The sequence below is a fragment of the Shewanella sp. NKUCC06_TVS genome (genome assembly GCF_019345515.1).
GTDB classification, from domain to species: domain Bacteria; phylum Pseudomonadota; class Gammaproteobacteria; order Enterobacterales; family Shewanellaceae; genus Shewanella; species Shewanella oncorhynchi.
Map to the genome: position 1 here is coordinate 69376 of NZ_JAHKQX010000017.1, position 15664 is coordinate 85039.

The following is a 15664-nucleotide window of genomic DNA, read 5'->3' on the forward strand; positions in this document are numbered from 1 at the left end:
ATGATATTAACTTTGCTTAACCTGTATCAATATCGACTACCGCTCGACGTATTATTGCCCGTCGGCAAGCAACGTATCGATCACAGAGCGGGATTAGTACTACAAGCCAGTGCTAATGTTGGTGGCGAGCATAGACAAGTCGAAGTTGAAATTGCCCCACTCTCTGGCATAGATGTCGATGAACAAGCCTTGATGGGGTTCAGCCGTGAAACACTCACTCAAGTGCAAACGGCTTTGACTGGATTATTACCCCAACTCTGCGGTCAGCATATTGATACATTGCTGGAATGCGCCGAGCAAAGCCCTTACCCTTCTTTGGCCTTTGGTTTAAGTCTGTTACATGCCAAGTTAATGGGCAAACTCGATGCCATCCGTCCACAAACGGCCACAGTCCCTTTGATTTATCATCCAACGGATGCCAGCAAAGACTTGCTCGATAGCAAAATTGCCGCCCTTGGCTGGAATGTTCGCTCGGTTAAAGTCAAAGTCGCGCAAACTTCAATCGAAGATGAACTAAGCCTGATTTATGGCATTTTGCGTACCCGCCCCGATCTCAAATTGCGTTTGGACGCGAACCGAGGGTTTACACTTGAGCAAGCAATCGAATTTGCCGCTTGCTTGCCCCTAGAGACCATAGAGTACATTGAAGAACCTTGCCTGAATCATCATGATAATCATGAATTTTATCAAGCAATTGGTATACCCTACGCTCTCGATGAATCGCTCAACGATCCAGAATACCAGTTTGTAATGCAAAATGGCCTGACTGCGCTTGTCATCAAACCTATGCTGCTCGGCAGTATCGAAAAACTAGCTAATTTAATCGATACGGCGCAAAGCTATGGCGTACGTTGCATTATCAGTTCGAGTCTAGAGAACAGTTTAGGCATTAATGATCTGGCTCATTTAGCCGCGATTCTCACTCCGGATGAAATCCCTGGGCTCGATACCCTCAGCGCCTTTAGCCAAGATTTAGTCGTGTCATCGGGCAAAAAATACTGCCTCACACTCGCGCAACTTGAGCCAATTGCACTGCACGCCATTGATTCAATGCAACAAAATAATGATACAGCTAAAAGTGAGGGAAACGAGTTTGTCTAATGCCAGCCTATCAAAACCGCTTGCACTGTCACCTGTGCACCAAGCTGCGCTTGCGTTTCCACAGCAGACAGCCATCAAGTTGGCGGGGCAAGACATTAATTACTCAGAGCTTAGCCAGCGCGTTATCGCACTGGCTCAGCAGCTAAGCGCTTCGGGGATCTCAAAGGGGGAACCGCTCGCCTGTATTGCTAGCAATAATCTCGAGATGATTTGTCTCTATTGGGCCTGCATCGATATAGGAGTAATCTTTTTTCCTATCTCGCCCCGTTTCCCCCTCGCGCAGATCCAAGACTTAATTAATGAACATCAGATCCGCTATGTTTGGAGTGCTGAGGTTTGTGAACTACAGAATTGTCATCACTTGCGCTTAAATTTTAATCGCATTAGCAGTGACTTAGCCCAGCCTGTCGACTTTACTCGTCCAGCTAATGTGATTTTAACTTCAGGCTCTAGTGGCTTTCCCAAAGCGGCGGTGCATTGCTTAGCGAATCATATTGCCAATGCCGAAGGTGCCCGCAGCTTAATCCCATTCGAACAAGGTGATGCCTGGCTACTCTCCTTGCCCTTATTCCATATTGGCGGTCTTGCGATATTAAACCGCTGTGCCTTAGTCGGTGCCAGTGTTGTCATACCAGATCAAGCGCTAAGTCTTAGTCAGCAAATTGACCAAGATAAGCTGACCCACCTCTCTTTGGTGCCTGCACAACTGAGTAAGTTATTAGCCGATACAAGTAGTAAACTTAAAAGTATCAAAGCCCTATTGCTGGGCGGCGGCGCAGTCTCGCTAGACTTACTCGCCGAGCTTAAGCAACGCAATATCGCCAGCTATACGAGTTACGGCATGACAGAAATGGGCTCGCAGATCACCACAGGTCCCGCATTAAGCGACGGCAGCAGTGGCAAATTACTCCCCAAGCGTGAGCTTAAAATCGAAAACGGTGTGATTTTGGTGCGAGGCGAATGCCTGTTTATGGGCTATCTCACCGCGGATGGAATACAAAAGTGCGTTGAACAAGACGGCTGGTTTTACACCAAAGACAAGGGCGAATGGGACGAAAATGGTAATCTGCGCATTCATGGCCGCGTCGATAATATGTTTATCTGCGGCGGCGAAAACATCCAGCCAGAAGAAATCGAAGCCGCGCTTAAACAACACCCACAAATAGACGATGCAATCGTTTTCGCCATACCGGATGTACAATTTGGCAATCTCCCAGCCGCCATCATTCGCGGCAGTTTAACCCACCACCCAGAGTCGATTGCAAATACGCTCGAACTGTTCCTTGCCAACAAAATCGCCCGCTTCAAACGTCCAAGACAATATTATTCATGGCCAGAAAATAATGAACAAATAGGACTGAAAGTGAACCGAAAATCCTTGATCCGTGAGCTAACAAAAACAAGTTAGTCCACTAAAACTCAAGGCTAAGCTCCTGTAGTTCTTTAAGCTGTAAACTCGCAGGGAAAAAACGTTGGATAAATGTTTGCTCATCAATAGGACGAGAAAAACAAAAACCCTGTCCAATCGTACAGCCAAGCTGTTGCAACAATACTAATTGGGAATTTGTTTCAATACCTTCTATCACTAACTCCATATTAAGTGCTTGTGATAACGCTATCACGCTGGATATTGCGGCTTGGCACCTAGGCTCAACACTAAGTTCACGCACAAAACAACCATCTAATTTAATTTGTGAGAAAGGCAATTCGCATAAACGTGCCAATGAAGAATGTGCAGCACCAAAATCATCAATCGCCAATTCAAATCCTAGCATTCGCAAGCGGATTAAATTCTCCATATTCACTGCTGGCGCAGCCAACAAACCCGTCTCAGTAATTTCGAGGGTAATGCATTGAGGAAGAATGTTAAATTTCTTTACCATATCGACAATCTGATACACTAATTTAGTCGAATTAAGTTGAGAGATATCGAGATTATAGGCGAGAGAAATTAGGCTTTCATGTTGTTGTAAACGCTGTTGTAAAGCGCAGCCTTGCTCGAATAACTGTAAGAATAAATCGTCAAGTAAGCCATGTGAAATTAACCGGTCAATAAAAGTACTGGGATTTAACAATCCAAAATCAGGATGATGCCAGCGTGCTAGCATTTCTGCCCCTTTCAAGCTAAAGCCTGCAACATCAAACTTAGGCTGATAAAACCCCACGAACTGTCTTTGCTTCAATGCCTGTTCAAAATCCTCAAATACAAAATTTTCGGGGCACCTAGCTGCGATAAAACCCGAAGCTATTTGACTCCTTTGAATGCGACTGTTGGTAAATCTATCTAACATACGCTGCAAATTATCCACTGATGGGCACTTACTTAAATCACCAAGATATTCAAAATTAAGCATTTTTATCATCTGCGATACAGACCGCCTGAGTTCCTTATCAATACAACTAAATAATGCAACAGAAGCTATATCGTATTTCGCTTTTGCTTTGCGCAAAAACGATAGACCATCAATACCTGCCATCATGAGATCGCATATCACTATGTCCGCACTATGATGCTCATCGAGCCAAACAAGCGCATCTTGTGCTGCCCCAAAAGCAAACACCTCAACGTTGGTAAGAGATGCAAGATTATGCTCAAGTACTGCACGTTGAAAGGGGTGGTCTTCTAAGACAATCACTCTAACCTTACCCATTGAATACCCTTTAAAATTAAAATACTAATAGACAAATGCCTGTTACGCCCTTGCCGCAAAAAAGCTGCAACACCGAGATATAGATAGTCAGCTATAATTTAAATCACTAGAGGATCAAAACTCGAGATACAAATATATACAGATGTTTATGAATTAAAAACAATGAGAATGCCTATGATTAAATTAATCTGCCTTCAAATATTTTACGACTATTATTTAAAAGAAATTGCTGAAAAATATGTAGGAAAAATCTTAATCACATAGTTTTATTTCACTGTAGCGACTTACAAAGGATAAAATCTGTACTCAATAGTTACGGAGTTACATGAATGAAAAGAAAAATATTAATAGTAGATGATCATCCAGTTGTTGTTTTAGCACTAAAAATCATTTTAGAACAAAGTGGCTTTGAAGTGATAGCAGAAACCAATAATGGTGTTGATGCATTAAAACTTATTAAAGAGCTCTCACCCGATGCTGTTATTCTCGATATTGGCATCCCCCAATTAGATGGATTAGAAGTGATAGAAAGGTCAAGAAAACTCGTAAAGAGCCCGCCAATTTTAGTCTTGACGGCACAACCATCTGATCACTTTGTTTCCCGTTGTATTCAAGCCGGAGCTTCAGGTTTTGTCTCTAAACAAAAGGACATGAATGAAGTCACTGGCGCGCTTAGAGCAATTCTCACAGGCCACTCCTATTTTCCGATTATAAGCAATAACAACATGATTGCTAAATCGAGTCAGGACGAGGCTGAACTCGTAAAAAAGCTTTCAACTCGCGAAATGGTGGTGTTGCAGCAGCTAGCAGTCGGCTTATCTAATAAAGAAATAGCCGAGCGTATGCTGCTAAGTAACAAAACCATTAGCACATATAAAACTAGACTACTTGATAAACTAAATGCAAAAAATTTGGTAGATATAATTGAAATAGCAAAGAGGCAAAACTTAATATGAGAAATGTTATTTTCATTCTTATATTGAGTCTAAATTCAATTTATTCACTAGCACATGAAAGTAAATTTACCCATTATCATTTGATCGGCTATCAAGAGAAGGCTGCATTGCCTATCCAGCTATCATTAGAAGAGATTGATACACTTAAAAAATATAAATTGCTGAATATTGGCATATCGTCGCCTGACTATCCACCATTTGACATGACAGTAAATGGTGAACAAGAATTTTATAAAGGAATTAGTGCTGACTATATACATATTATTGCTAATATGCTCAACATTGAAGTCAATGTAAAACGTTATGCATCTCGGGAAAAAACAATTACCGCAGCGCTCAATGGAGAAGTAGATCTAATTACTACAGCAAATAAATTTGAACAAATGCACGGTCTTCTACTAAGCACACCTTATACCGTTGATAAGCCTTCTATATTCAGAAATGCTAACTTAGGTGATAATGAACAAATCAAGTCAATGTCTATGGCCTATGAGTACTTACCAGATGAAGCGATAACAGATATTTATCCAAATAGAAAATTACTCAAATTTTCCTCTAGACAGGCGGCCGTTGCTGCAGCTGCATTTCGGCAAGTTGATGCTGTGATAGTCGACCAAGTTTCCGCCAACTATTTAATAAACAACAACTTTTCAGGAAAACTTAAATTAGACACTCACTTGTCTCTAAACTCCTATGGCAGCGCCTTTGCTACAACAGAACAAAATAAGGCCTTAATAGATATAATTAACAAATCTATTAATAATATTTCACTCGAACAGAGAAAGTTGATTAGAAAACGCTGGAGTGGCGGTGGAAGCACCATTCCTTTTGCCTCAGAACTCCCCAGTTTTACAGCAGATGAGACGGCTTGGCTACAAAACAACCCTAAAATAACAGTGGCAATTAATAAGTATGCGGCACCGCTAACATACCTTGACGATACACATAACGCTGAAGGGTTTGGCATTGAGGTTTTGGAACTAATACAAATGTATTCAGGGCTAAAGTTTGACTATATTGTTAACAATAGGTTTTCAGAACAGATTAGTTCCGTACTCAATCATAAAGCTATGATGACAATATTCTCACCGAGTGAAGATCTTAATAAAAATATTATTTTTACTAAAGAATTCTCAAATTCACCTTATGTTTTTGTAACACAGAAAAATGCACAAGACCTAGATATTAACGCTATAGTTGTTCCCGATGGTACTTTTAATGATAACATGCTCAGAAAAATAAACCCTAATGCAGACATTATAATCGCTGACAATTATCTTGAGGCATTGAATGATATAGCGACTGGTGCAACAAATACCACTATTGTGCCACTGGCTTTAGCCGACTTCTATGTAAATAGTTATTTCAGTGATACTTTAGAAGTAAGTAAGATCATAGATGAAATTCCAAGAGCGTCTGTGGCATTCGGAATGGCGAGTTCAAATAAACTACTTAAGAGCATACTTAATAAAACATTAACAGTTATTCCTCCTGATGAATTACAAATGGCAGAAAATCGCTGGCGCCGTAATGCCCTGCCTGCACGCCAAAGCTGGAAGGATTATAAGTACACTATTTACACTATTGTGATTGCCTCAACGATCATGATTTTAGTCTCAATTATTTGGGCTCTTTACACTCGAACTCATTATCGCAAGCGGCTATTAGCCAAAAAAGAACTTAATCAACAACTGCAATTTATGCAGTCCATTGTTGATGCCATACCTCATCCTATTTATGTAAGAAATAAGCGGCGTGAACTGACTATGTGTAACGAGAGTTACCTTAATGCTTTCAACGCCTCACGCGAAGATTTGCTATATAAGACCACAATGGAAGGAGCCAGTCGCTCTAAAGAGGCTCCTATTGTAGATAAAGAATATGTACAAGCCTTAGAGGATGGTATTGCCGTATTTAAGGATAGAGAACTTCATATAAATGGACATAAATATAATATTTATCATTGGTTTAAATCCTATGGCGATGAAGCCGGCAATATTGAAGGGATTATTGGTGGTTGGATAGATGTCAGCGATAGAGTCAAGCTTATTGAAGAATTAGAATATGCTAAGGAAGCTGCGGACAGTGCAAGCCAAGCAAAGAGTACTTTCTTAGCAACTATGAGTCATGAAATCCGTACGCCAATGAATGCCATCATAGGAATGTTAGAACTGGTACTAAAACGTACAAATTCACAACAGTTTGATTTAAATTCAATTAAAGTTGCCTATGATTCCGCTAATGATTTACTTGAACTTATTGGTGATATTTTAGATATTGCTCGTATTGAAGCGGGTCAGCTGTCACTTTCGCCCATGAGAACCAATCTTAAGACAATTGCAACCTCTGTCGTGAGAGTGTTTGATGGACTAGCAAGGCAAAAAGGAATCACTTTACAGTTGGATTTCGATCCTGTTATTGCGAATGATGTACTCGTTGACCCTATGAGGATTAAGCAAATACTGTCAAATTTAATTGGTAACGCCATTAAATTTACTGATAGCGGTGGAGTAAAAGTGAAAATTCAATCAGAAAGTTTCACCAATACAACCCACACGATTCTATTTACTGTCACGGATACAGGAATTGGCATTTCGGGGGACGACCAACAGAAACTATTTACCCCTTTCAGCCAAGCGCAAGGAACCCACACAACCCATGGTGGTACAGGGCTTGGGCTCATGATTAGCCGCTCTCTGTGCGAAATGATGGGTGGGAGTTTAACCCTTGAAAGTAAATTGCATCAAGGAACTCAGATCAGCATGCAATTAACCCTCACCCAGCTTGAAGCCGAAGCAATCCATAACCCTTCACAACCCATTCCAGAATCGCATGTGAGTAATCCCCTCGATATCTTAATTGTTGACGATCATCCTGCGAATCGCTTGCTATTAGCCCAGCAGCTTAAATATTTAGGCCATAGTGTTGATGAAGCAGAAAATGGCTTAATTGCCTTAAACATGTTCGAAAGTAAACAGTATCCTGTGGTGATCACCGATTGTAATATGCCAGAAATGAACGGTTATGAACTCTGTCAGAAAATTCGCCAACTCGAACACAAACGTCACACGCATGCTATCGTCATCGGCTATACCGCTAATGCCCAAAAAGAAGCCAAGGATGCCTGTTTAACTGCAGGGATGGATGACTGTTTATTCAAACCCATCAGCCTAATGGAGCTAGAAAGTATGATTAAACGGTTTACCCCAGAGAAAATCACCATAACCGCCACACATTTTGCCGCTGACGCAGTAGAAAAACTCACAGGAAATAATGCAGAGTTAGTCGATAAATTGCTTAAAGAACTCCTTAAAAGCAATCAAAGCGACTTGCAGTCCCTATATACAGCCCTCGAAAATAATGATTTGAGTACCATCAAAGATCTCGCCCATAAGATCAAAGGTGCTGCGAGAATTATCGATGCACAGAAGCTTATGTCTGCCTGTGAAATGCTGGAAAACGCGAGCCATCAGCAGTTGAATGCTTATGTTGAAGCCGTATCTCAGGCTATTGCTTCACTCGAGGCAGAAGTGATCTCTTATACCCAAACAGCCTCAAAATAATGCCCAAGCCCATAGCTTCAAGTCACGCTGTATAAATGCATATACATAAGGCCCTGTTGTAAACAGAGCCTTATGTTCAATTCACTGTCAAAGCAAGCGGCTGAGCATTCCCCTCATCGTCTATGTACTCGGCCTTTAGGATAAGCCCAAGCTGATCGATTAACTCGCTCTCAGTGATAGTCACAGTTTCTGCAGAGTAAGGGGCTAGCATTCCTTGAAAAATAGCATAATCCTTCCCTTTAAAACTCAAACTGAGGTTCTGATAGGTCACATAGTAAGGTGACTTATTCTCTATTGATAACATATTGTCTTTCAATATAAATGACTGCCACTTTGCTAAGTCTAAAACATCAATAGCGAGCTTATTGGGCCGCACAAAAACCTTCATTTGAGTACGTAAAGCGACAATCAACAGTTGCCCCTCAGTTTCATCAATATTTTTGGCGGGGGTGGGTGGAACTTCGTATACATTCAGCCAGTATAACTGTTCTTGTTTTTCAGGTTCCTGCTCCGCAATATTAAGCAGATTTATGTGCTTGCGCTCCTTTGGGGCAATTTGCAACAAGCCAGGATAGGGCAAAATTGGCGCATTTGCCGTTTCAGGGCCAGAGTCTGGATCGCCGTCATCCACCCACAGTTGCACCATCACAGGGTAGTCATTAATATTCACCAGTGACAACCCTTGCTCCCGATCGGAAGCCGCAAAAATAATTCGACTACGATCGGCGACTACGCCAGCCAGAGCGGTTTGCAACATTAGGAGCCATAAAACTAAACTACTGAACCCGAATAAGCACTTCCGCTTTTGCATAAAATTTTCCTGCCGTTGGACTCATTCCGGGCAACTTGCCAAAAACAACTCTGTAATTATCCATATATTGATAACTCGTACCGACAATACCTGTCTGATTCCCCTGTAATGGCCGCCAACCGTCTTTCCATGCATTATATTGTGAGTCTAAGCTGGTTCTATTATCAAAATTTAAAAAGGGTTGAATCACACCATCATTGCGTTGTAGCTTTACCCCCACACCATTAGCAACCATATTAGCACCATAGGCATTACTGACTAGATATGTCACAGCATCCTGAGTAGTAAACCCCAACCGTCTCGCCATCTGGTAATTATTACTCTCAATCTTAAAGGCGATAGCGTTCGCATTAACTGCGGGGCCATTGATATTGGCTTTCTGTTGGCAACGATAATTAATCTGGATGTCAGCTTCTCGGGTAATGCCGCTGTTTAATTCCGCGATAGTCACAGTGGGGAACAACACATAAGGCGTGACATTCATTACCGCACAACCTCCAGCCCTTCGCGTATACAACTGTTGATATAAGCTGATATTCCCAGGCCAATTCGCATACCAGCCTGGATAATGACTAATATGGTCAACCCCTTCCGTAGGATAGGCAAGGCCAGGCCCACCAAAAGCAATATAAGCTGCAGGTTGATTATAACTGTATGCTATAGACTCAGTCACACCTCTGATATTGCCAATCTGGAACAGCTCTATCGTGACATCAGTAAAGTTTTTCGCCTTCACTAATATTCTTCCCTGAGCATCACGGTCTAACCCCCGCAGCGGCCGATATTGCCATAAGCGCGAAAAATACTGACCGGTGGCATTATTCTTAACCCTGAGCACAACATTTCGATGGTAAGTGGCATAACCTTTGTTAATACCATAAGCCACGCCATCTTCGTACATGCCGCCATAAGCATTATCAGCGTTTACTGAGTAGATCTCATTTAGTTGGTGCTCATCCGCCGCATCGCAACGAAAAAGTACCTGATCAGGATCATACCCGCCAGTCTGTCCATAGGTACTGAAGGGCACAACACTCGATCCCAATAACGTGCCATTGGGCTGAAAACTTTCATCGGTAACATTGATAATAGGCAGATTAAGTATGCCCCTATTGGGATCGTGACCACCATACCATATAGCTGTTTTACCATACGCAGGTGCGACATAATAAAAATTTGCCGGATCTGTTGTAGTCGTCGATATACGGTAGCAAGTCGCCATAGCTTGACCACTAACTAAAGTGGCAAACACCAAAGATACCACTGCCAACAGCCGACCTAGGTTGAACTCAATCATAGTTTTTATCTCAATTAACCCGCTCACATAGCGCAGGCATTCTTAATAAAGTGTTATCACGACTGCTTTCGAGGGTATAGTCAAAGTGACATTGCTGATCGGGTTTATTTCCCCAATTAACGGTCAACTGACCACTCGGTTTAGAAGCTCTGACATAAGCCATACCAGCCTGTCCAACCATACCCAATACTAGGCCATCTTCGTCCACGACTTCGGCGCCAATAGGGATAACGCCGCCGTTGGCTTGCTGAGTCATGAAGACGACGGCTATCCCGTGTCTAGTCTCGAATTTCATCTTAACGATAGAGCCGGCATAGGGCGCAACTTGCTGTTGTGTCTCGATAAGTTCTGTACCACTTAACATAGATCCCGTATCAAGCGTGACACTATTTGTGCGATAAGGCGTCAAAGATGGGATAATTGCATATCCCAAGTCATCAATCTCAGTACCCCAATTATTAGTCACTTTTGCGCCAGAAGCTCCCTCAGCTTGAACAATCGCAAAAGTATCACTGAGGTTTTGGCTTAATGTTACGCCGCCAGAATGCACCACTGCTGCACCACTCAACCCAGCGCCAACCTGCTGATAAGTATCAGAAATCGAATAGTTACCCGATAAAGTCGCTTGGCTAAAACGCTTTTGCGTATTAACGCTGACACTTTCACTCGAACTATCCTGCCGCTGCAGTGAAGCATTCAGGCCATATGTCCAAGTATTATCATCGTCCACAGTGCCTGCGAGTCCTAGATTATACTGTTCACTACCCCTAGATGAGTGACTAAACCCACTGCTAAGCATGTTTGACTGGCGACTGCCAAATGGAATAGACACGGTGAGACTCACGAGATCTTCCTTCACCCTATCAGAGGAATAACCGCTCATTTCAGTTAATCGCTGACCACCAAACCCATTCTGTAGCGGAACTTGACTGGTATATTGACGTGAAAAAGTGAGTCCTATATTCACACGACCAATACCCACCGTATAACCGAACTGTAGTTGATCGTCATCATCGCGCCCATCACGGTATTGACGTTTAGAACCACTCAAATAAACAAAGCCAAAGTCATCTAAACTCTGATTCACACTTAAACTCATTTCAGACCGCTGACTGTAGGTCTCAGATTCAAAAATATTCCCACTCTCCAATGCCCTCCTCAAACCTAAAACATCATTCAACTCCCGAAATGACTCAGTAGAGTAGTGATATCCAGCAAGTGCCACTGATGTCCCCGAATCGAACGAATGGCTATAATTAAGTCCAACACGCCAGCCATTTTTCCACTCATTTAATACTGAAGACTGAGAAATACGAGACATAGAATGTACTGCGGTTAACCCTAGAGCCCCCCATTCTGTACCTAATACAGTCCCTAGACTCAAAGCAAAATAATCATCTCCGACACGCCCACCGCTATTTAGCGTCAGCATATTACTCAAACCATATTCAGAAATTAAATCTACAAAGTACCCACCAGACTCTGCTTGATCTACTTCACCAAATGATAACCCGTACTGGAAACTTCCTTCACGCAACGAGCCAGGCACAGCACTGAATGGCACAGTAAAACTAGAGACCTTTCCATCGGCTTCACTAATTTCAACTAACAAATCCCCCTCATAGCTTGTGGGAAATAAGTCATTAATAACAAAAGGCCCCGCCGCTACTGTGGTTTGATAAATACTCACACCATTTTGCTTAATCACTACGCTGGCGGTTGAGTTAGCGAGTCCTCTGACGACAGGTGCATAACCACGCTGGGATTCTGGTAACATACGATTATCAGTCAGCAACTGTACGCCGGTAAAAGCTAAACTACCGAAAATATTTCCTCGAGTGTAGGCATCACCAAGCAAGAGTTCGCTCTGCATATCCGGCAAGGCTCTGGTGATATAAGTTCTAATAGAATTAAAACTTTCTTGAGTATTTTGGCCAACATCCTTGTACTGATAACTCGATTGATTTCTCAGGCGCCATAATCCTAAATTGACACCTGAATTAAGGCCCGTATAAATGGCACGCATATCGCTACCAGCACTGCGGCTATTAGTTTGATAGTAGTTACTGTTGTAACTGATAAATCCAGCATTCTCTCCCTCGCTCCAAGATGAAGGATCAACATAGCCACGCGGAATCTGCCGTAAATAAGCTTGTGGGATCGCAATCTCTAATCTTAATTTCTCGGCATCAAATTGCGTCGATACCCCCTTGACCACAGTATCAGGGGCCGCACATTCAGCCTGCAATAATGCATCTTCGTTTATGTATATTGCAGTTACATTCGACTTGTTCCAGAAATTAAGGTCGAGACAAGGCACAACTCCATGGGAGCCAACCTTAACAAAATTAATAATTTCCCTATTTAAGTAAGTACCATTTATATAGATATCAACTTGGTATTGACCTGGAATAGTTTCTGCAGTCGAGTTAAAGCGAGAAAGATAACTATCGCCATAACCACCACCAAGTAATAGGCTGTCATCAAATGTGAAATCCTGTAAGTCATCAGCCCTCAACGATGAAGACATGCAAAAGATCACACCAATCAATAGCAGCAAAGAGTAAATTTGGCTCATCAAACCCATGGATTTTTTCATAACCAATCTTATCAATGATGTTCAGATGCAATGACATATTCACTTTTTACAAATCCGCCGTAATCATTTACTAAAGTGAATTCAATCGTCATTGGATATGTGATGACAAACTGCTGATTCTGAATGTCTATCAACTGATTAGACTTAGGTTCAAGCATAGTAATAGGGATGATTAGCTCTTGTTTTCCCGACTTAATTTTTGCCTCAACAAAAGAGGCAAAAAAAGCCGCATTATTTTTCACATCAAGGTGAATTCCAGCATCAGCATACTGAACATCAAAGGCAATCTCTTTTGCTACATCATCTGGATTAGATTCAATCTCTACAGGCCGATAAAATATTTTCACTCTATTTTTGAGCATCACTAGCATCTGATTTTCACCAGCATTTTCTTTCGATAATGGAGGTATCTGTAGAAAATTAAGATAAAACACACTCTCACGGTCTTTTGGTAGCTCACCGCCGCTATAAATTAAGCGAATTAACTGCCCTCGCTTGGGCTCTATTCTAAAAATAGCGGGTAAGGCCAAAAATGGGCCATCAGCATACTCAGGTGTCGACTCTGGGTTATTAATATCAGTCCAGACCTGAACAACATTTGGAAAAGCATCGTTATTTGTTAACTGAACACTGCGCTCTTTAGCATCACTAGGATAAATGACTCGCGTATTGGTCATGACCACACTCGCATTAACTGAAAAACCGATCATGAGTAGAGTCAAAAATATTAAACGAAGAAGTAAGCTAGAAAAAATCATAGAAGCCCCAAAAAGCAGCAGCGCTCACCCATGGGCTGGGTGAGCGAATAATCATAATTTATCGTATATTAAAGATAAGAAACTGCATATTGGACAGAGCTAATCACACGACCTGCTGTTGCACTGCCAGTTTCAGAAATATACTGCACAGCAAAATCATGGGAGGCAGAGTCTGCACCTGCAGCAACATTTAATCCATCAACAGCACTTCCTGCTGTTAAATTGATTTCCGTTCCACCAACTGAATCAAGAAGCTGTAATGCTACATTCGTTGCCGTACCAGTATTACCTAAGTTACCTGCTGTTGTGACATTGTTACCCAAAAATACAGTTTTAATAGGTAAAGCTTGCGTTGCATTGACAGTACAACCACTGACTGAAATGGTAAAAGGTGTTTCACCAGCAACTGAGCCTGCAGTGGCAAGTTGAGCCGTAGAAACAGTTGGTAGCAAGACACTGGGATTAGCCGCATTTCCGTTAATCGCCACTTCACAAGTTTGGTCCGATACTTCACCCAAAAAAGTAATAGTATTATTCGCTTGAACACTAGTACCAAACAATGCACCTAAAACTAAAATAGATAGCGTTAATTTTTTCATCAGACATCCTACTGTTATTACTATATGGAAATATTAAGGTTATGGCTCATCGAAGCTGAGCACACAATAGCAACAACACTAACAATGACATATAGGACTAGACTTGCGATCTTGTAGGAAATTTCTGACAATAAATATACTAAAGATAAAAATGAAAAAGCGATTTAAAAAAATGAAATCGCCATTATTAATAACAAAATTGTGCATCAATTATAATGAAGAGCAAGAATAACTTCATTCTCATTTTTTCGGCTAAAAACTAGATTATTAATTTGTTTGAACTGAGTTGATATAACAAGTATTTTGTCGCTATCTATAGAATTTGCATACACTTGGGGAGTTATAGTCTGAGAGATAAATTGATTGAGATTCTGGTCATAACAAGAAATGGTAGATAGATCGGAGTAGTAACTTGGTTCTGCTATCTCACCTTGAAAAGAAAGAGTTTTAAACTCAGTTTTTGCTATCACGTTACAGCTTATCACCGCGCTCAACATGACTGTAGTTACGCCGAATAACGATACCTTTAACATCTCATCACCCATTTCGATTTGTAGGACACCTCCTAACTATCGACCAAGAATGGATGTTCTGAAGTATATTTACTGGCAATAAATGTACTTATTAATAGATTAAAAATTTATAACTAACTAATCACACTTATCTAGCTTAAAACACTACTCATTCATATAAAAATGTCATGGCAAGAATAAGCATTTAAAAAAAACAGTAGTCAGCACAGGTTTGGTTAAGATCAACCGCTATACTATTCTTCCACTGCGCATAGAAGATTGTTGATACATTACGGGGCAGCAACCATCGCACTTGGCTATCGTCTTGAAAATAATGAATGTTATTTTTTTTAAGCAACTCAATTAAAACTCTCGTCTCAAATTGGCATAGAATGACCTCAGCTCCCAATACATAACTGAGCTTTAAGTCCTCGCGTTCAAAAGCGATACCCTTGCAAACTAACCAAAACAAGCTCTGCTGACATACTTCGACGCCCCCATTGACACGAAATGCAGTACCCCAACCAGATTCTGATGATAGGGCTAACTTAGTGATCATTGAGAACATAACTTCCCACCTTTGTAAGCATTAAAAAAAACGCATAATGAGTATCTATCGTAAATTGGCAGGTATCCCTTCTAACTTAAATGCTTTCCTTGGTACATAATCCATCGCTACCCGACCAAATCTTCCGTGCTCAATATCCATATCAACTTTGCTTAAGGCGATACTCAAAATGCGGAGGAACAAACCGTTCGATAATAAGCATCGAAAATAACTTTCGAATTGAGGCTCAAAAGTTAGCGATATATTAAC

11 protein-coding genes are annotated in these 15664 nt (G+C 41.3%); 4 read left to right on the plus strand and 7 right to left on the minus strand.

Features of this window, described 5'->3' with window-relative positions:
- Together menC and menE are read left to right on the plus strand one after the other, a co-directional pair.
- The gene (gene menC, locus KO531_RS17845; RefSeq protein WP_219251861.1) at window positions 1–1101 is read left to right on the plus strand and encodes an o-succinylbenzoate synthase; all 1101 of its coding nucleotides are present in this window, start codon (window positions 1–3) and stop codon (window positions 1099–1101) included.
- Window positions 1094–2509 carry an o-succinylbenzoate--CoA ligase gene (gene menE / locus KO531_RS17850; RefSeq protein WP_219251862.1) on the plus strand — a complete coding sequence of 472 codons (1416 nt, stop codon included), beginning with the start codon at window positions 1094–1096 and terminating at the stop codon, window positions 2507–2509. The genes menC and menE overlap by 8 nt, the downstream gene beginning before the upstream one ends.
- 4 nt (window positions 2510–2513) lie before the next feature.
- Here menE and KO531_RS17855 read toward each other — a convergent pair whose 3' ends face one another.
- Window positions 2514–3752: an EAL domain-containing response regulator gene (locus KO531_RS17855; RefSeq protein WP_113940278.1), complete on the minus strand. Its 1239-nt coding sequence runs from the start codon at window positions 3750–3752 to the stop codon at window positions 2514–2516.
- A 329-nt stretch (window positions 3753–4081) separates the two neighbouring features.
- Here KO531_RS17855 and KO531_RS17860 point away from each other — a divergent pair, with 329 nt between their 5' ends.
- On the plus strand, window positions 4082–4708 hold the full coding sequence (locus KO531_RS17860; RefSeq protein WP_113940277.1) for a response regulator transcription factor: 627 nt from the start codon (window positions 4082–4084) through the stop codon (window positions 4706–4708).
- A complete protein-coding gene (locus KO531_RS17865; RefSeq protein ID WP_219251863.1) occupies window positions 4705–8271 on the plus strand; it encodes a transporter substrate-binding domain-containing protein in 3567 nt (1188 codons plus the stop codon). The genes KO531_RS17860 and KO531_RS17865 overlap by 4 nt, the downstream gene beginning before the upstream one ends.
- Before the next feature lie 76 nt (window positions 8272–8347).
- Here the strand turns inward: KO531_RS17865 and KO531_RS17870 are convergent, their stop codons facing one another.
- The 6 genes from KO531_RS17870 to KO531_RS17895 form a co-directional block, all read right to left on the minus strand.
- The gene (locus KO531_RS17870) at window positions 8348–9028 is read right to left on the minus strand and encodes a molecular chaperone (RefSeq protein ID WP_173497979.1); all 681 of its coding nucleotides are present in this window, start codon (window positions 9026–9028) and stop codon (window positions 8348–8350) included.
- A 19-nt stretch (window positions 9029–9047) separates the two neighbouring features.
- Window positions 9048–10379: a fimbrial protein gene (locus KO531_RS17875; RefSeq protein WP_219251864.1), complete on the minus strand. Its 1332-nt coding sequence runs from the start codon at window positions 10377–10379 to the stop codon at window positions 9048–9050.
- 10 nt (window positions 10380–10389) lie between these two features.
- Complete coding sequence (locus KO531_RS17880) at window positions 10390–12978, minus strand: fimbria/pilus outer membrane usher protein (protein ID WP_251069004.1); 2589 nt, start codon at window positions 12976–12978, stop codon at window positions 10390–10392.
- 11 nt (window positions 12979–12989) lie between these two features.
- Window positions 12990–13736, minus strand: a complete 747-nt coding sequence (locus KO531_RS17885; RefSeq protein ID WP_219251865.1) for a molecular chaperone — start codon at window positions 13734–13736, stop codon at window positions 12990–12992.
- Between the two features lie 68 nt (window positions 13737–13804).
- On the minus strand, window positions 13805–14335 hold the full coding sequence (locus tag KO531_RS17890; RefSeq protein WP_025007982.1) for a fimbrial protein: 531 nt from the start codon (window positions 14333–14335) through the stop codon (window positions 13805–13807).
- Between the two features lie 717 nt (window positions 14336–15052).
- On the minus strand, window positions 15053–15415 hold the full coding sequence (locus tag KO531_RS17895; RefSeq protein ID WP_219251866.1) for a hypothetical protein: 363 nt from the start codon (window positions 15413–15415) through the stop codon (window positions 15053–15055).
- Between the last annotated feature and the right edge of the window lie 249 nt (window positions 15416–15664).

Bases quoted from the DNA above. Each gene is read 5' to 3' on its own strand.
- menC (WP_219251861.1), top strand. From the start codon at position 1: ATGATATTAACTTTGCTTAACCTGTATCAATATCGACTACCGCTCGAC.
- KO531_RS17855 (WP_113940278.1), bottom strand. From the start codon at position 3,752: ATGGGTAAGGTTAGAGTGATTGTCTTAGAAGACCACCCCTTTCAACGT.
- KO531_RS17860 (WP_113940277.1), top strand. From the start codon at position 4,082: ATGAAAAGAAAAATATTAATAGTAGATGATCATCCAGTTGTTGTTTTA.
- KO531_RS17865 (WP_219251863.1), top strand. From the start codon at position 4,705: ATGAGAAATGTTATTTTCATTCTTATATTGAGTCTAAATTCAATTTAT.
- KO531_RS17870 (WP_173497979.1), bottom strand. From the start codon at position 9,028: ATGTTGCAAACCGCTCTGGCTGGCGTAGTCGCCGATCGTAGTCGAATT.
- KO531_RS17875 (WP_219251864.1), bottom strand. From the start codon at position 10,379: ATGATTGAGTTCAACCTAGGTCGGCTGTTGGCAGTGGTATCTTTGGTG.
- KO531_RS17880 (WP_251069004.1), bottom strand. From the start codon at position 12,978: ATGAAAAAATCCATGGGTTTGATGAGCCAAATTTACTCTTTGCTGCTA.
- KO531_RS17885 (WP_219251865.1), bottom strand. From the start codon at position 13,736: ATGATTTTTTCTAGCTTACTTCTTCGTTTAATATTTTTGACTCTACTC.
- KO531_RS17890 (WP_025007982.1), bottom strand. From the start codon at position 14,335: ATGAAAAAATTAACGCTATCTATTTTAGTTTTAGGTGCATTGTTTGGT.
- KO531_RS17895 (WP_219251866.1), bottom strand. From the start codon at position 15,415: ATGTTCTCAATGATCACTAAGTTAGCCCTATCATCAGAATCTGGTTGG.